This is a genomic window from Endozoicomonas arenosclerae (assembly GCF_001562015.1).
GTDB lineage: Bacteria > Pseudomonadota > Gammaproteobacteria > Pseudomonadales > Endozoicomonadaceae > Endozoicomonas_A > Endozoicomonas_A arenosclerae.
Genome location: NZ_LASA01000090.1, coordinates 90,197 through 106,566, shown reverse-complemented (window position 1 = coordinate 106,566; position 16,370 = coordinate 90,197). Strand labels below are relative to the sequence as shown.

Sequence of the window (16,370 nt, the reverse complement as noted above, 5' to 3'; positions counted from 1 at the left end):
GCCTACAGCAGTAAGGGGATGTTTTGGCATGCCCTGCAGTTACCCGGTGATTCACCGGGCATAAAATGATGTACCAAGGAGTAGAACCATGAAAGATGTCACCTATGTCCATCCTATAACCGCTCTATGTAAAAGAGCCATGGACATATCCGTTGCAGTGATTGGAATTGTTCTGACGTTGCCTCTCTATCCCTTTATTGCGTTAGCTATCAAACTGGACAGTCCTGGTCCGGTTTTTTATCGCCAGATGCGCATTGGCTACCAGAGAGAAAACTATGTCAGCCTCTTTCTGATGATGAAATTCAGAACCATGAGTGCTGATGCAGAATCCAAAAGCGGCCCTGTCTGGGCAGCCAAGAATGACCCACGAATCACCAAGGTCGGTAACTTCCTCCGCAAGACCCGACTCGATGAGCTGCCCCAACTGTGGAATGTTCTAATGGGTGACATGTCCGTTGTAGGACCAAGACCAGAACGTCCAGGAATGTGCCACAAACTGGAAAACAACATTCCCTTTTATACCGAAAGAACATTCGATGTCGTTCCAGGCATCACAGGTTTAGCCCAGGTGAACCTGAGCTATGACGAAACCATTGATGATGTTCGAAACAAAGTGGCTTACGACCATGCTTACGCTCTGGCTCTAAGCAGCCCTGCAGACTGGTTGAAGATGGACTTTACCATCATGTTCAAAACTTTCTGGGTAATGGTTACTGGCAAAGGGCAATAACCATCAGGTTTTGCGCTCAGTAATTAAGATGGTTCGCTACCAGTATATCGAGTGCTCTGCGCATTCCTTCCCGACTGTGAGCACCCGGTTGGAAAGGATCTGCCAGAGGCTGATGAAATACTGAACAGCTGACCCCTTTTGGCGCTTCCCGCTCCTCAGGCCAAAGCAGCACATCAGGGTATACCCCCGTCATTTCCTTCATCCAGTTCAGCTTCTCACCTATTTCCATCTGCCTGACAGCAGAAACTTCAGGGCTGATATTGCCGATAAATACCGTCAAGGCATCACTCTGCTGAATGGCCTGAGCTACATCTTTCATGAGCAACGCAGGAAGAATACTGGTCATGAAACTGCCTGGACCCAGAATAATAAGATCTGCCTCTTCAAGAACAGTCAGAGCTTCCCGGGTTGGCTTGATATCTGGGATGAGCATCAGGCGGTCTGGTCTTTGATCCAACGCATCAATGGTCGTCTCACCCACAATTTGTTGATCATCCAGCATGGCAGCAAGACTGGCTGGTTCTTCAGACATAGGAATCAAATCGGTTTCAACCTGCAGCATTTGACGTATCAGATTGATAGCGTCCATGGGTCGAACACACATCTGATCCATAGCAAGAAGGATCAAGTTTCCAAGATTATGGTTGGTTAGCTCTCCGCTATCTTCCTTGAAGCGATACTCGAAAAGAATGCGGGCAAGGTTGGGACTGTCAGAGCAGAGTTGGTTAAGGCAGTTTCTCAGATCACCCCAGGCGATACAGCCACTGGCTTCTCTCAACCGACCCGTGGAGCCTCCATCATCGGTGGTAGCAACAATACCTGCGAGACGATCTTTCATGAAACCCAGACTGGCCATGACTCTTCCCAGACCATGGCCACCGCCTATGGCGGCAATACGACGACATTTAAAGAGAGCGTTGACGGATTGCATTTAATATTTGAGGGGTAGTGGCTGTAATAAAAAATTATAGATTAAAGGTGGGACTAGAGTCTCCACCTTTAGACCACTTTCTCCAACGGTATGCCATTATTGCCGAATCGTTCAGGAAGCAACTCTGGCAATCTCTGAGTCAGATAGGTTCCGAGACGCTCTTTTTCCTGGGTATCCAATTCAATACCCAGCTTACTGCGGCGCCACAAAATATCTTCAACGGTATAAGCCCACTCGTTTTCAATCAGGTAATCAACTTCCGCAGCATAAAGACCTGCTCCGAAGTGAACTCCAAAGTCTTCAACAGATCGACTTTTACCAATAAGTCGGTAACTGAGATTGCCGTATGAGCCACTATAACGGGCAGCGATATCTTGCGTCAGCCATGGATGAGCCTTGCAAAGCTCCTCAGTGCATGCCTGAACACCCTTGAATTGTTCACTGCCTGGAAGCTGACTCTCTTTTGTCCAGCTCGCGCCCATTTTTAGGAAATAAGGTTGCAACTTACCTACAGCCGCTTCACCCAGCTTACGGTAGGTTGTCAGCTTGCCACCAAAAATAGACAGGAGAGGTGCATTGCCGCCCTCATCTTCCAGCTCCATGGTGTAATCACGGGTAATAGCCTGAGGGGAGTCAGACTCATCTTCGCAGAGAGGGCGAACACCAGAATAATCCCAGACAATGTCATCCAGAGAGATCTGCTGCCTGAAATGTTTGTTCACTACGTCACAAAGATAACGCTTCTCTTCTTCTGAACAACTCACCTCTGCCGGATCACCTTTATACTCAACATCGGTGGTACCCACCAAAGAGTATTTATTCAGATAAGGAATGACGAAAACAATCCGGTTATCTTCATTTTGCAGAATATAAGCTCTGGGTTCGTCATGAATTCGGGGTACAACAATATGACTGCCTTTAATCAAACGAATCTTGCGGGGTGACTTTTTCTTCAAGCCTTTGTCGAAGAAAGACTGCACCCAAGGGCCCGCAGCATTGACCAGAGCACGACTGTGGACAACAGACTCTTCACCGGTCACTTCGTCTCTTAATGTAATGTCCCAAACGCCATTATTGCGCTCAGCATGGACAGCCTGAGTTCTGGTGCGAACTTCCCCACCTCGCCTTTTCAGCTCCATGGCGTTTAAAACCACCAATCGAGCATCATCGACCCAGGCATCAGAGTATTCAAAGCCTTTTTTGAAGTCTTTCTTCAATGCGGAGTTTTGGCCAAACTTTTGAGATTTTGAACCTTGTAGAGAAACTCTGGAGCTCAGGTTGTCATAAAGGAATAACCCAGCCCTGATCATCCAGGCGGGTCTCAGATGAGGTCTGTGAGGAAGGCAGAAGCGCATGGGCGATGCGATATGAGGAGCCATCTTTAACAAAACTTCACGCTCAGCCAAAGCTTCCTTCACCAAGCGAAACTCATAATGTTCAAGGTATCTGAGACCGCCATGAATCAGTTTACTGCTAGCTGAAGAAGTAGCACCCGCCAGATCAGACTTTTCACACAGACCCACTTTGAGGCCCCTGCCAGCAGCATCTACGGCAATACCAACACCATTGATGCCGCCACCGATAACGTAGATGTCAAAAAGAGCCTCTGTTTGCGTCTGCTTCATTCAGCCATACCCAAAAACGAAAATTTACGAATATTTTTAAACTATATCGAAATTTATAGTACAAAAAAAAGCAATATGTTTACCAATGCGAATAAATACGAATCTATAGGTGGCTTATAACAGAATTATGACGCTATCAGGACGGAGGGGAACCTATCAGGCTCCCGCACTGAGGATACGAGGCGTTATGAGGAACAGGCGCATCTGGCTGGTGCTTTGTTTACTGTCGGCCCGAAAGAGTCGACCCAGGACAGGAATGTCTCCCAGTACAGGCACTTTGGTCGTCTTCTGGTCCTGGCTTTCCTTGTAGAAGCCTCCGATCAGTAAGCTTTCATTTTCGTTTACGATCGCTTGTGTACTAATCGAACTATTACTGACCCTGGGCAGAGTGAGATTCTGGTCATTGGAATCGCCTCCATCCTGAATATTCACACTCATATGAATGCGACGACCAATTTCTTCTTTCACAATGCGCGGAGTAACCTGAACAACCGTACCTGACGTTACAGGAAACAGTTCCGCATCTTCCTGACTGGCCACCTGAACATAAAATGTACTGCTGTTATCAAAAACAGCTTCCAGATTGTCCAGAGTCAGAATGGAAGGTTTGGACACTACCTTGGCTCTCCCTTCGTCTTCTAATAAACTCAGTCGAGCATTAAAACTGCCAATGTTCATACCCAGTACTGTTGTAAACGAAGAAAAGCTGTCTTTATAGGTTGAAGAGCCTGGATCAAATTTTATTTCAGAACTGGTCCCCCGGGTATTGTTCCAGTCAACACCCAAAGCTTCTATGTCAGCGGTATTCACATCAATAATAGAAACACTGACTTCAACCTGTGAAGAAGGTTTGTCCAGAGACTCAATCAGTCCTTCGTACATTGCCATCTTGGATTCAAGGTCATGGACAATAATGGAATTCAGCCTAGGGTCTGCACTGATGTAAGCGCCTTCAACCTTAGCCCCTGAATTCAGGGCCTGTTCGGGTTGCTGAGCCTGCTGGTTCTTCCTCACACCCTGACGAACAACCCCTTTGGCAGGTTGGATTTTCAATGTTTCAACCGGCTTGCGCTCAACACTGGCAACACCGCCACCACTAATAATACTGTTCAACAAGGTGGCTACTCCGGGAACAACAATCTGCTGCCCTCTGAAATTAAAACTCTTATCCGTGGCCCAGGCATACTTCAGTCTGAACATACGCACGGTGAGTTTGCTTTTTTGTCGTTCACCTTCTTTTTTATCGAGTAGTTCAGCTGTTTGGTTGACCATTTCAATATATCTTGGTGGACCGGAGACATAAACCAACCCATCCTTAGACTGCTCTTTCCAGAAAAAACGACCATCCCAGATACCCACTTTTTTCAGAGTTTTCTTGAACCCTTTAGTGGTCATGTATTCCAGACTAATGATTTTCTGCTGGGCCGAACTGCCACTGTAGATATAGAGTGAGTGACCATCAAAGTACCAGATAAACCCATAGATATTGGCCATATGATCCAGAAAGTCGACCGGAGTCAATGGACCAATCTTGCCATTCACTTCCCCAATGACATCTTCTGCAATAACAACAGGCACATAATAACTGGCAGCAAAGTTCTGAATGGCTTCAACCAGATCTTCGCCACTTCCATAATAGGCGTAGGGACGATCCCCAAAAACAGCCAACGCAGGTGAGTCAGAATCCTTAACCTCCTCTTCCTCTTCTTCATAAAGAGGTTGTCTACCTGTTTCATCGCGCATCTGTTGATCGGGGTTTGAAGCTTTCGTCATTTTTTTCTCAGACGAACCTTCCTGCTCAAGAGGAATATCAAACCCAGCGGTATTTTCAGTTTTTGGCGCTTTCCTTACGTAGTTGTAATCTACGCTATCGACACCCGTTGTCTGCTTCTGACTGCCCATCCACTGCTGCAGCTTGAAGTATTCTTCTTCATCCGGTTTGGAACGGGTTGGAGGAAAAGCAGTTGCATCCAGTACCTGTGCGGGCTGCTCAGCGGCAACTCTGGAAACAGAGGGATCATTTGTGGAGGTGTCAGCAGAGCTGTCAGGAAGGTAAATAGTTTGTCCTACGAGCAACTTTGCAGGGTTCGTGATGTTATTAAAATCCGCCAATTCCTGCAGTTCAAAACCATAATTTTGAGCAATGATTGAAAGCGATTCTCCAGGACGAACAATATGCCTTCGGGCATTGTCTGGTTTCGAAACAGATGACCAGACGGTTGCCTCTGAATAAGGCACAGATAAACCCGAAGCAAGAAATAAGATAAATAGTGCCTGAACAGGCGAAATGATCAGCCAGGTTCCGAGAGTCTTTAAGCCCATCCGAAGAGTGCCTCCATGCCCATCTTCTGGGAGACTGCCCTAAAGCAGACAACCTCCAAAACAACCTGAAATTAAAGGTGTTAACGGCTAAATAAACTTTTCCTAATTAATTTTTTATTTTTAATAGCAAAAATAAATATACAACGGAATAAATCCAGTGTATCCAAGATTACCCTTCAATTCTAATCATTTACACACTTTTCAGGGCTTAACTTCGGTTTATTGTCACCCAGCCGATGCTAATAGAGTTTCCTTTTAATTGAGGCTCAGCATCATGGACGTGTCTTTTAAAAACGGTTTGTCGGGTATTTCATTTGTGAATACCGACTTTATTGATAAGGACTTCCCCAAAGACAAGTCTTCCTTCAAACCTTCCGGAGACAGTATTTCTGCCCATTTCTGGAAAGCGCTGGAAATGGGTAGAACCTTTCAGAACAGGGAAAGAAAGTACGCACTCAGCTTATCTGAAAAAACACCCTCTCTTTCACCTGATGAACACAACATGATGACCGATATGGCGCTGAGTCTGCTTAGCAAACATGCAGATGAATGGCCTGAAGCCAAAGCCGCCCTTGCTGTTTTAAAAGAATCAAAAGAATTACAGGAATACCTGACCATGACCCGCAATGTTCTGGTTGCAGGCTAAAAGAACAGGGAGCAGACACCATGAACAAACCATTACGACAATGGTTGTTAGGCCAGGCCTCTTACTACATGGAATACCTTCAACCTCGCAAGTCCATTGCATTGCTGGAAGCGGTTAAACGATTTGAGCCAAAAAACCCCGATGTCTATCGCATGCTCAGCTATGCCTATCTGCAGATTGACCGACCTGAAGATTCCATCAAGGCCGCCGATACTTTTCTGCAGTACGCGAAGCCTGGAATGGATACCCGGGCCATTAAATGGATCAAGGGGCGAGCTCTGCTCAAAAAGAGAAAGAAAGCCGCTGTAAAATAGAATCTCTTACTTGACCAGACTGCTCTCTCCTGCAAACAGGCTGGTCGTGAAACATGAACCCTGTCCTCGCAGGTATGAATAAACTGGGCCAAAGAAACGATCTATTACTGGCAGCGATGCTGGTAATGATCGTTAGCCTTATTATCTTGCCCATGCCCACCGTTCTGGTGGATTTTCTCATTGCACTGAATATGGGCCTGTCATTCATTTTGATGATGACGTCTATTTACCTGCTATCACCCCTTGAGTTTTCTTCATTTCCAGCAGTACTGCTGGTCACTACTCTCTTCAGACTGGCTCTTTCAATTACAACAACCCGCTTGATACTCCTTCAAGCTGACGCAGGCGAGATCGTATATACCTTTGGTAATTTCGTTGTAGGCGGTAACCTGATCGTCGGTATCGTAATCTTCCTGATCATCACCATTGTACAGTTCCTTGTAATCACCAAAGGTTCTGAAAGGGTTGCTGAGGTGAGTGCCCGCTTCTCTCTCGACGGTATGCCAGGTAAGCAGATGAGTATTGATGCTGACCTTCGTGCTGGCTCCATTGAAATGGAGGAAGCTCAGAAGCGCCGTGAGCTGGTCCAGAAAGAAAGTCAGATGTACGGCTCCATGGACGGTGCCATGAAGTTCGTAAAAGGTGATGCCATTGCAGGCCTGATCATTATTTTTGTGAACATAACTGCTGGTGTTGCCATTGGTACCACCATGGGAGATATGACAGCAGGTGAAGCTCTACAGCTTTATGCCATCCTGACAGTGGGCGACGGCCTAATCTCCCAGATACCTGCTCTGCTCATATCCATTACCTCAGGTATTATCGTTACCCGGGTATCCAACGAAGACTCCAAAGACCTGGGTAACGAAATCGGTGGTCAGTTGCTGGATAAACCCAAAGCCCTGCTGGTAGGTGGTATTTTACTGCTCGGCTTTGCTTTGATCCCCGGCTTCCCAACGTTCATTTTCCTAATGCTGGCTTTGATGATTGGTGGCGGCGGCTACTACCTCATGAGGAAGACTACCCGTGAGATGGCACAGGAAGCCGAGGGTGGAATTCCTGCAATGGCAGCAGCTACTGAAACACCTGGAGAAGCAAGATCCAGGCTAGACCAGCAGGAAGAATTCACCCAGACTTTACCCCTTATTATTGACGTTCCTACATCCATTCAGGAGACCCTGAATACCCAGATGTTGAACGATGAGCTCCTGAAAGTCAGAAAGGCTTTGTACATGGATCTGGGTGTCCCCTTCCCGGGTATCCACCTTCGATTTAATGACTCTATGATGGACAACACTTACTCCATCATGTTGCAGGAAGTGCCCGTCGCAAATGGCCACTTCCGACCTGGTTTTGTTTTCGTTCGTGAAACCGTTGACCATCTGGAAATGCTGAAAATCCCATACGAACAGGAAGATGATTTTCTACCCAGTCTTGATACTTTGTGGGCGGAAGATAGCCAAAAGGAAAAACTGGAAAAGAACAATGTTAATTACATGGATGCACCCAAGATTCTGACATTCCATCTGGCTCATGTACTGAAGAAATACGCTGAAGAATTCATTGGTATTCAGGAAACCCGTTATCTTCTGGAAAAAATGGAGTCTTCTTTTGGTGAGTTGATCAAGGAAGTTCAACGACTTCTTCCCGTTAACAAGATTACAGAGATCTTCCAGCGACTGGTTTCCGAAGATATCTCTATCAGAAACCTAAGATCGATCCTTCAGGCTCTTGTCGTCTGGGGTCATAAGGAGAAGGAAGTAGTTCAATTAACGGAATATGTCCGCTCCTCTTTGAAGCGCTATGTCAGTTATAAGTATTCTAATGGCAAGAACATGCTGCCAGTTTATCTCCTGGACCAGGACGTTGAAGATACCATCCGAGGTGGGATCAGACAGACTTCTGCAGGCAGCTACCTGGCTCTGGACCCATCCCAGTCTGCACGCTTTGTTGAGAACGTTAAAAACACTGTCGGCAAAATTGGTCACCTGGAACACAAACCTGTCCTGATCACCTCCATGGACATTCGCCGATACGTCAGAAAGCTTCTTGAGCTGGAAGTGTATGACCTTGCCGTTCTTTCTCACCAGGAGCTGACAGAAGAGATTACGGTACAGCCTCTCGGTCGTATATCCCTATAAACGCCTAACAGGGAAAAGCCCTGAGAGCGGCTTTTTGATCGTTCTGAGAAAATATTGAATGATTGGCTAATGAAGACTGCTCAATAACGTTCAGCTATTGAGCATCGGAGCGGACAAGACCATAGACGTATTGATCAAAGTACTCCTCACCTTTGTAGATATGCTTTCTGAATACACCTTCAAGCTGGAAACCACATTTCTCAAGGACTTTTCCAGATCCCTGATTATGCTCCACAACATCGGCATAAATTCGAACCAGACCCAGCTCATCCATAGCATATTGAGTAACCCTGTTTAGAGCATGGGTCATCACACCTCTACCCCAATGGGACTCAGACAGCCAGTAACCTATCTCAGCGGTAAAACGGTGGACATCCAGCTGAATAACAAAACCAATCTCGCCTATGGCTTCACCTTCGTGGTCGATCACAAAACGAGTGTCTGCTTCGTTTTCTTTCACATGTTGAATCCACGCTCTGGCGTGCTCGATGGTATAAGGATGAGGAAAACTATCCCTGAGATTCTTGGCTACATTCCAATTGTTGCCATGACGTGAAAGCGATGGTGCATCACCATACAAAAAGCTTCTTACACAATATCCATTGCCGAGATCAAAGCGCATATCCATTGCCTGACATGATCAATTCATCAGATATTCAATCGGCAAGATACCCTCTGGCTGAAGCTCTCTCGTCAGGTTGATGCACCTGCTGTCCGGGCTTCCAGTTTATTGTATAGATCACCCAGAACATCCCATTTATGTTTTACCCATTCAGGTCCCATCAGATACTGATGGTCTCCTGGCCCTGTTAACCGGTGAAAAAGCAGATCTTCTGGCGCACGAACTAATATTTCAGATAACACGTCCGTATACTGCTCCAGGGTCAATTCAGGAACCTCTCCCCTTTTCCACTGCCGGGCCAACTGAGTTCCCTTTACAAAATGGAGTGGGTGAATCTTGATTGCATCAATTCCAAGCTCAATAACTCGATTAAATGTCGTTAGAGTGTCAGATGGCTTTTCTCCTGGCAGCCCCATGATCAAATGAGTACAAAGCTTCAGACCAAATGTTCTTGCACGCTCAACCGCGTCTTTATACTCTGTGAAGCCATGCCCACGATTAATCGCAATTAAAGAGTCATCAAAGCTCGATTGCAGCCCCAGTTCCAACCAGACTTCATAACCTTTCGACTGGTAGCTGGACAACAATTCCAACACCGGGTCTGGGACACAATCCGGACGAGTTCCCACAGCCAGCCCAATAACATCCGGATCACAAAGCGCCTCATCATAATACTGTCTGAGATCTTTCAGATCGCCATAGGTGTTGCTATATGACTGAAAGTAAGCAATAAACTTTTTGGCACCTGTCCGCTGTGAAACTCTTTTTTTCGCTTCCTCTATCTGTCCTGTAATAGATCCCGCCTTGGTTGTAGATGGACTGAAAGAGTCATTATTACAGAACGTACAGCCACCAACGCCTTTACTGCCATCTCTATTGGGACAGGTAAAGGCAGCATTGACAGAAACTTTATGAACCTTCTCTCCATACTTTGCTCGCAAATAGCGACCAAATGTATTGACATAACGGGTCATATCCATGAAATGAAGCACTCAGATGAATCAGAAAAGTCGTACACCTTTTCCTGGATGGAGAAGCTGGACACATAAAGGCAACCGATTCAAATCGAATCAGAAAAAGCCTTAATGCATTGTATTTAAGAAGTGAACTAAGGGATATCAGGACTGTTACTGCCCTTTCTTCATTTTATCCAGAACAGCATCAACGACCGCTCTGGCTTCGTCCTGGGCATCAGGCATGGTTTCAGGATTTAAATCTGGCGCTACGCGCCACTCAATGACACGCTTGGCCAACTTGCGGGCCAGTACTCCGACCACATCATCCAGGTATTTTTCATCAAGCATGGGAAGGTGCATAAAGCGAAGATGAACCAGAAGCTGTTCGGGCTTGCCCTCTTCCTTCATATGGATGGCAAAGTCTCCGGAATCGGTTGTGCTCTGACTGATGGTCAATGTGAAATGCTGGCCACTCATAACATTCTCCAAACATAACTATTGCAGTTGTCGGCGAAGCTATGGAGGGCTTTATGGTATGAACCCCCTGTTCTTACACAGATTGGAAATAACAATCCATGATCTATAGAACAACTTCCCTTTCGTTCGCAATGCCCGGTTATCTACACTGAAGTATGTTTGTGGGCGATATAACTTAAGAATAGACACAGGAGCCCGTCGGACTTAAGACAATTTCGGCCTAAATTCCGACAGGCTCTTGCCTCACAACAACAATGATCAACTCAGGGAGAGAACAATGATCACTAATCAGGACGCGGAACCCATACAGCCTTCCAATCGAGGCCAGGTGGATCCTACCCAGCCTGTACAACAGATCGATGCAGCAGAGGCTGAACGCTTTGCTGACCTCAAAAAGCAATCCGAGATGCAGGAATCAGAATCCGGTGAAGTAGAAGAAGGTATGATCAGTCCTGAAGAGCTTCAGAGACAGATCCGGGAAAACCTCTTCAAGAACGGTTTCAACAAAGCCATGGAAAAAGCAAGGGAGATATCTAAAGAGCTGAAACAGGGTTAAAAACCCTATTTGTCATCATTGGTTTGACAAACTTTAATCCTTTTAGCTCTTTTTATTTCTTTTGATTATAAATCTACTGCTTTAAATAAATTACAATTAGTTAAATGACTTACGTGTATTGTCATCGCAATCAGTTTATCTGACTGACGTAACAGACATACATGGGTCATTTCAACAGAAAGAGGGAAGACTCAGATCTAATTGTCATACAGGGAGCAGTAAGGTTTATGACAGGAACGTCGAGCAATGTTGTACCGTTACCAAGTTCTGCGAAGCTCTCACAAGTAGGTGAAATCAACACCGCTTTGATCAATTTTTTTCAGCAATTGATCCTTCCTCAAGTCGATACAATCCTCTCTGAACTCATTCAATACGTTGTAGAGCTTTCTGAATCAGGTCAAAACAACTCACAAATCATGCACTTCATGGAAAAAAAGCAGAGCCTTGAACGATACAGGAAAGAAATTTCTCGACGTTTCGAGCAAGAGTCTCTGACAAACTTCCAGCACCTTGAAGAAGAACAATCCTCTCACACCTCTCTCACATTGAATGAGCTTGCCTTGATAGATAATGGTGACCTTGAGAAAAAGCTTGCCTGGCAACATGCTGCCAACCAACTGAGTATGAATGACAACCTGCAGAGATTTAACAACATCCAGAGCAGACTTTCCGAGTTATTGAACATTGAGCCTGAAAGAAACCCAATGGGTGCCCAGAAAATATGTGAAAGCTTTGCGTTTGCCCTTATCCCGACACAGCTGGACACAGATTTAACACAGGAACTTCTATTGCAATTTGCCTTAAAGATTAAGCCTGCAGTGATGGAGCTCTGGGCTCAGGCAGACGACCACCTTGATATCTTAGGACTTAAAATTAGCAAACCCAATACCAAAATAGACGACATTCCTGATGACAAACCTTTTTCTGAATCAAAGCATATTGAAAGCTTGCCTGGCAGTAATCATAAAGATGTTCTTGAAACCTCAGGCGTTTCTCCTAACTTCTCTGCAATAGAAACTGAAGGGAATAATCAGGGATGGGACGACGCTCTAATGGATGCAATTGCCAACAAAGTAGTCTCAAGAGTTGAAGGATTATTGCATAGCACGTCAACAACTTCCGGCACTGCCATCAACAGTGACACCAAAATCTTTGCCAGTGTTGAACTCGCCAGCACACTGACTAGTATTCAGGAAGAGCTTACAGGTCAGCATGCATCACTTTTCAGCCTGTCAGAGTCGATCAAAAGCGCTTTCAAAGATAAAGGGGTAAAGCAAAAACTTTCACCAAGACATACAGACCTCATCAACATGGTTGGAATGTTGTTCGAGTTTATTCTGGATGACCATGAACTTCCGGATGAAGTTAAAAAGCTGATCGGTTTACTGCAAATCCCTGTGTTGAAACTCGCATTATTAGAAGAAGAATTTCTGACCAATCGTCATCACGCAGCCAGGGAATTACTCAATGATATGACGTCTGCCGGAATGCATACGACACTAGAACCTGAAACAGAGCAGCCTGTTATTGAGTTAATTGAAGAAACCGTCAAATACATCATCAAGCATTTCACACAAAACCCGGATATTTTTTCCACTTGTCTAGAAACATTCAACCAGTCACTGCTCCACATTAAAGAAGAAACAGCACTCAAACGAAATACCGCAGAAGCTGAAACTCAGGAATCCCCTGTCTTCTATGAAGAAGATATTGCTGAAGCAACAGAAGACTCACAGACAATTGAAAACGAATTCGAGGACATAGTCAGAGAGATTGTCTCCGCCTATCAATATTCTGTACCAGAACCTCTCGAGCAGTTGATCTATCAGGCATGGCCTAGCGTGTTGGAGCACATAGAAAGCTCTTTTGAAGCAGATGAGATCCGGTGGTTCGATGCCATAAACACTCTTGACCTCATGTTATGGAACCTGCAGGCAGAAAATCGCGATTCGATCCCTGCAGAAGACTGGCTCGCTTTAAAGAATATGCTCCTTGACTACCTGAATGAGATTGGCCATGACCCATTCGTTGTTGTGGAATGGATGCATTCATTGAACACTCTGATTTCAATGCCTATTGAGTTCCCTAGAGAGACAGAAACAATAACTGTTTCACCTGAAGACATCGATGAGGATGAAGAGCAAAGAGAGCCTGATATGGAGGAAATCGTCCTTCAGAGTCAACGTCAGGAACAAGAGCAACTGATTAACGAAATTCAAACCGCTGAAGCCATTGAAGATGATGATGAAGAATCAACTCTGGCCAGTTCCGTACCCCATATACATACCGAAGTTCAACTGAATGTAGGTCAATGGGTCGAATTCATCGGCAAACAGGATCAGCACTTCCGCTGCAAGCTTTCCTCCATCAACACTGTTAGTAATCGCTACATATTTGTGAACAGCTCTGGCATGAAAGTCGCTGAAATGTCGGGGTATGAACTCAAGTCAGGCATAGACCATGAACGGATCAAAGTGATTGAAGACACGCAGTTCTTCGATAAAGCTCTGCACGCAGTCATGGACAAATTCCTGAAGTTTTAGTGACGGTCGACGACATATTTCCAGAAGAGCCTTTAATGAAGCTTGCCTTCTATTAAGGAATTGTAAGTAACAAGAGCTCTGTTTCCATTTTTATGATTCGGGGTGAGCTGCACTTCCAGCTCTTGGCTGTTTTATTCAGATACAAAGGAGGTATCCATTGATTGACCTGGGTAATTTACAACAATTGACCGAAGGTGATGCCCCTTTGATGAAAACTCTGCTGGATGAATTCCTTAATACCACAGAAGAAGATCTCAGCTCACTGGACAGAGCTGTTAAAAATCAAGAGGGCAGTGAAATTGCCAGCCTTGCTCATCGAATCAAAGGCTCTTCATTAATCGTTGGAGCCAGCCGTCTGACAGCATTGACAGAAGAGCTTGAAGAAGCAGGAAAGCGATCTGACACTGGTAAGTTCAAACCGCTTCTCTTAGACATAAGGGAATGCTATGACGGTGTTTCTGAAGCGATTAAAAACCTATAAATGGGTGACCGGCGCAGTACTCAGCCCAGATAAGCCCTGAAGTACTATTTCCACAGCCAATGCTCCTAAAACCATCCCCATAACTCGAATCAATATGGCAGAGCCACTGTCTCCCAACCATTTATGTATGGTGTTTGCTGCCAGGAGCAGCAAGTAAGTAATCAAAAGCACACTGAGTAATACAATAGTGGTCAACACCTGATCTTCTATTCCATAGCGACGATTATCTGTAAGAACGACCACTGCCGTGAGCGCACCTGGACTCGCCATTGAGGGGATTGCCAAAGGAAAGACAGCGATATCATGCCCGGGCTCAGCCCGATCATGAGAATGAGAGACATCTTCTCCAAAAATCATTTTCAGGCCAAAAAGAAACAGAATAATGCCACCGGCAATCTGAAAGGAAACAAGCCGGATGCCCATAGCCGACATCAGGAACTGTCCTACAACAATAAAGATCAACAAAATGGCTCCACTGTACAAGCTGGCTCTCAGGGCTATATGGTTCCTGTCTCTGGCAGAATAACCTCCAGTAATAGACAGAAACAGCAGCAGAGTGCCTATTGGATCTATCACAGCAAATAGAAGTACAAAGTCATGGATTATCTGTTGCATATACTCACTGCCCATATTGGGCTCTTAGCGTCCATATATGACTGCATATCGGTAAAAGTAGTCATTTTTGGAGGTTTGATGGCAGCGATTTATCCGGTAGAGTACGCTTCTTGAACCCATAAGCAGAACAATCGGAATGAGTCTAACGGCCATATCTACACCGTCTCCCCAAAGCCTTGCTGAAGACTTGGCCAAGTGTGCCCAGGGGGAGCAAAAAGCCTTAAAGCATCTTTATCAGCTGACGTCAGCGAAACTATTTGCTGTGATCCTGCGTATATTAAAAGACAGGGAGCTTGCTGAAGATTGTCTGCAGCAGGCCTATATCAAAATCTGGCAGGCTTCATCCAGCTATAACAGCAGCAAAGCTGCACCTATGACCTGGATGAACACCATAGCCAGAAACCAGGCGTTGGACCATTTAAGGAAACTCAACAGAGAGCCTCAAATGGAAACGGAAACTCTGGACCTGCAAGAGGATCAGAGTTCCAGCCAGGAGCAAATGGTGGCTGATAGACAGAATAGTCAGGAAGTCCATCGTTGTCTGAAAACATTGAACGATAACCAGAGACGCTGTCTGGAACTCAGTTATTTTGATGGTCAGACTCATCAGAGTCTTTCAGATCAGCTGGAAGTTCCCATTGGAACAGTGAAAACGTGGATAAGACGTGGACTGATGAGGTTGAAGGAATGCATGACCGCTTAGATCTAGGCAACCCTGATGAAAGAAATCAGGCTGCAGCAGACTATGTGCTCGGCTTGCTGACGCCAGAAGAGAAAGCTCAATTTGAAGCTCTGATGGCGGTCAGCCACGAAGCCCAGCGGGAGGTTGAAGAATGGCGGGAGCATCTTGATGTCCTGAACAGTTCCCTGCCCCCTGTTGACCCCCCCAAACATGTTTGGAAAAACATTGAAAACATGACTGGAAGCCAGAAAGAATCCTTCTGGAGCAGTCTGAGATTCTGGCAGGGATCGGCTTTTGCTTCTGTAGCCTTGGCTTTGATGGTGCTGTTTGCCAATTTCCAGTCAGTCAACCCTGACAATATGGAATATGTATACGTTGTCAACAATCAAGAGAGAAGCCCAGGCTGGATTCTCAATGCCTCCTTGAACAGCAAGAAGCTGGTCATGGAAACAGTACAACCTGATTCCGTACCTGTTGGTAAAGCCTGTGAACTATGGCTGGTAGTGGATGGTGTTGAACCTGTTTCCCTGGGTATGCTGCCTGAATCCGGAACCAAAGAGATGACGATTCCCAAAGGCTGGGAAGAAAAGCTCTCCAAAGCCAAGATTGTTATCACACTGGAAGACCAGAAAGGTGCCCCCAATGGCTGGGATATGGGCCCGGTGCTGGATAAAGGTGACTGGAGTACCCGAACCTATTAATGGGTTATCAGCTGAAACCAACCTTTTC

Annotated in this window: 16 protein-coding genes; 9 read left to right on the top strand and 7 right to left on the bottom strand. The window is 45.6% G+C overall.

Annotation, left to right across the window (positions count from 1 at the left end):
* Positions 1 to 88 precede the first annotated feature (88 nt).
* On the top strand, positions 89 to 730 hold the full coding sequence (locus WG89_RS14510) for a sugar transferase (RefSeq protein WP_062267323.1): 642 nt from the start codon (positions 89 to 91) through the stop codon (positions 728 to 730).
* A 16-nt stretch (positions 731 to 746) separates the two neighbouring features.
* On the opposite strand, the gene yvcK is transcribed toward WG89_RS14510, so the two are convergent.
* The 3 genes from yvcK to sctC all read right to left on the bottom strand — a co-directional run bounded on the left by yvcK (position 747) and on the right by sctC (position 5,524).
* Positions 747 to 1,661, bottom strand: coding sequence for a uridine diphosphate-N-acetylglucosamine-binding protein YvcK (gene yvcK / locus WG89_RS14505; RefSeq protein ID WP_062267321.1), 915 nt, complete (start codon positions 1,659 to 1,661; stop codon positions 747 to 749).
* A gap of 68 nt (positions 1,662 to 1,729) precedes the next feature.
* Positions 1,730 to 3,286, bottom strand: a complete 1,557-nt coding sequence (glpD, locus tag WG89_RS14500; protein WP_062267319.1) for a glycerol-3-phosphate dehydrogenase — start codon at positions 3,284 to 3,286, stop codon at positions 1,730 to 1,732.
* A gap of 156 nt (positions 3,287 to 3,442) precedes the next feature.
* Positions 3,443 to 5,524 carry a type III secretion system outer membrane ring subunit SctC gene (sctC, locus tag WG89_RS14495; RefSeq protein ID WP_172806821.1) on the bottom strand — a complete coding sequence of 694 codons (2,082 nt, stop codon included), beginning with the start codon at positions 5,522 to 5,524 and terminating at the stop codon, positions 3,443 to 3,445.
* A 358-nt stretch (positions 5,525 to 5,882) separates the two neighbouring features.
* Here sctC and sctX point away from each other — a divergent pair, with 358 nt between their 5' ends.
* From sctX to sctV, 3 genes are read left to right on the top strand one after another with little or no spacing between them, the layout of a single operon-like run.
* A complete protein-coding gene (gene sctX, locus WG89_RS14490; RefSeq protein WP_062267315.1) occupies positions 5,883 to 6,254 on the top strand; it encodes a type III secretion apparatus assembly protein SctX in 372 nt (123 codons plus the stop codon).
* 20 nt (positions 6,255 to 6,274) lie between these two features.
* Entirely contained in the window at positions 6,275 to 6,568 is a 294-nt protein-coding gene (locus WG89_RS14485) for a tetratricopeptide repeat protein (RefSeq protein WP_062267313.1), read from the top strand.
* A gap of 53 nt (positions 6,569 to 6,621) precedes the next feature.
* Complete coding sequence (gene sctV / locus WG89_RS14480) at positions 6,622 to 8,709, top strand: type III secretion system export apparatus subunit SctV (RefSeq protein ID WP_062267311.1); 2,088 nt, start codon at positions 6,622 to 6,624, stop codon at positions 8,707 to 8,709.
* A 94-nt stretch (positions 8,710 to 8,803) separates the two neighbouring features.
* Here the strand turns inward: sctV and WG89_RS14475 are convergent, their stop codons facing one another.
* The 3 genes from WG89_RS14475 to WG89_RS14465 all read right to left on the bottom strand — a co-directional run bounded on the left by WG89_RS14475 (position 8,804) and on the right by WG89_RS14465 (position 10,764).
* Positions 8,804 to 9,331, bottom strand: a complete 528-nt coding sequence (locus WG89_RS14475; RefSeq protein WP_172806820.1) for a GNAT family N-acetyltransferase — start codon at positions 9,329 to 9,331, stop codon at positions 8,804 to 8,806.
* A 71-nt stretch (positions 9,332 to 9,402) separates the two neighbouring features.
* The gene (gene mnmL / locus WG89_RS14470) at positions 9,403 to 10,311 is read right to left on the bottom strand and encodes a tRNA modification radical SAM protein MnmL/YtqA (RefSeq protein WP_062267376.1); all 909 of its coding nucleotides are present in this window, start codon (positions 10,309 to 10,311) and stop codon (positions 9,403 to 9,405) included.
* A gap of 147 nt (positions 10,312 to 10,458) precedes the next feature.
* Positions 10,459 to 10,764: a hypothetical protein gene (locus WG89_RS14465; RefSeq protein WP_062267306.1), complete on the bottom strand. Its 306-nt coding sequence runs from the start codon at positions 10,762 to 10,764 to the stop codon at positions 10,459 to 10,461.
* A 277-nt stretch (positions 10,765 to 11,041) separates the two neighbouring features.
* Between WG89_RS14465 and WG89_RS14460 the strand changes: the two genes are divergently transcribed.
* From WG89_RS14460 to WG89_RS14450, 3 genes are all read left to right on the top strand, one after another.
* Positions 11,042 to 11,320, top strand: coding sequence for a hypothetical protein (locus WG89_RS14460; protein ID WP_062267303.1), 279 nt, complete (start codon positions 11,042 to 11,044; stop codon positions 11,318 to 11,320).
* A gap of 227 nt (positions 11,321 to 11,547) precedes the next feature.
* Entirely contained in the window at positions 11,548 to 13,863 is a 2,316-nt protein-coding gene (locus tag WG89_RS14455; RefSeq protein ID WP_062267301.1) for a DUF1631 family protein, read from the top strand.
* Positions 13,864 to 14,020: 157 nt separating this feature from the next.
* Positions 14,021 to 14,344, top strand: coding sequence for an Hpt domain-containing protein (locus WG89_RS14450; RefSeq protein WP_062267299.1), 324 nt, complete (start codon positions 14,021 to 14,023; stop codon positions 14,342 to 14,344).
* Here the strand turns inward: WG89_RS14450 and WG89_RS14445 are convergent.
* On the bottom strand, positions 14,339 to 14,959 hold the full coding sequence (locus tag WG89_RS14445; protein WP_062267374.1) for a MarC family protein: 621 nt from the start codon (positions 14,957 to 14,959) through the stop codon (positions 14,339 to 14,341). The genes WG89_RS14450 and WG89_RS14445 overlap by 6 nt on opposite strands.
* Positions 14,960 to 15,095: 136 nt before the next feature.
* On the opposite strand from WG89_RS14445, the gene WG89_RS14440 reads away from it, so the two are divergent.
* Positions 15,096 to 15,662 (top strand): RNA polymerase sigma factor, encoded by a 567-nt coding sequence (locus tag WG89_RS14440; RefSeq protein WP_062267297.1) that lies wholly within the window; start codon positions 15,096 to 15,098, stop codon positions 15,660 to 15,662.
* Positions 15,647 to 16,342: an anti-sigma factor gene (locus WG89_RS14435; RefSeq protein ID WP_062267295.1), complete on the top strand. Its 696-nt coding sequence runs from the start codon at positions 15,647 to 15,649 to the stop codon at positions 16,340 to 16,342. Before WG89_RS14440 ends, WG89_RS14435 begins: the two co-directional genes overlap by 16 nt.
* The last annotated feature ends 28 nt before the right edge of the window (positions 16,343 to 16,370 follow it).

Bases quoted from the DNA above. Each gene is read 5' to 3' on its own strand.
- WG89_RS14510 (WP_062267323.1), top strand. From the start codon at position 89: ATGAAAGATGTCACCTATGTCCATCCTATAACCGCTCTATGTAAAAGA.
- yvcK (WP_062267321.1), bottom strand. From the start codon at position 1,661: ATGCAATCCGTCAACGCTCTCTTTAAATGTCGTCGTATTGCCGCCATA.
- glpD (WP_062267319.1), bottom strand. From the start codon at position 3,286: ATGAAGCAGACGCAAACAGAGGCTCTTTTTGACATCTACGTTATCGGT.
- sctX (WP_062267315.1), top strand. From the start codon at position 5,883: ATGGACGTGTCTTTTAAAAACGGTTTGTCGGGTATTTCATTTGTGAAT.
- WG89_RS14485 (WP_062267313.1), top strand. From the start codon at position 6,275: ATGAACAAACCATTACGACAATGGTTGTTAGGCCAGGCCTCTTACTAC.
- sctV (WP_062267311.1), top strand. From the start codon at position 6,622: ATGAACCCTGTCCTCGCAGGTATGAATAAACTGGGCCAAAGAAACGAT.
- WG89_RS14475 (WP_172806820.1), bottom strand. From the start codon at position 9,331: ATGCGCTTTGATCTCGGCAATGGATATTGTGTAAGAAGCTTTTTGTAT.
- mnmL (WP_062267376.1), bottom strand. From the start codon at position 10,311: ATGGATATGACCCGTTATGTCAATACATTTGGTCGCTATTTGCGAGCA.
- WG89_RS14465 (WP_062267306.1), bottom strand. From the start codon at position 10,764: ATGAGTGGCCAGCATTTCACATTGACCATCAGTCAGAGCACAACCGAT.
- WG89_RS14460 (WP_062267303.1), top strand. From the start codon at position 11,042: ATGATCACTAATCAGGACGCGGAACCCATACAGCCTTCCAATCGAGGC.
- WG89_RS14455 (WP_062267301.1), top strand. From the start codon at position 11,548: ATGACAGGAACGTCGAGCAATGTTGTACCGTTACCAAGTTCTGCGAAG.
- WG89_RS14445 (WP_062267374.1), bottom strand. From the start codon at position 14,959: ATGCAACAGATAATCCATGACTTTGTACTTCTATTTGCTGTGATAGAT.
- WG89_RS14440 (WP_062267297.1), top strand. From the start codon at position 15,096: ATGAGTCTAACGGCCATATCTACACCGTCTCCCCAAAGCCTTGCTGAA.
- WG89_RS14435 (WP_062267295.1), top strand. From the start codon at position 15,647: ATGCATGACCGCTTAGATCTAGGCAACCCTGATGAAAGAAATCAGGCT.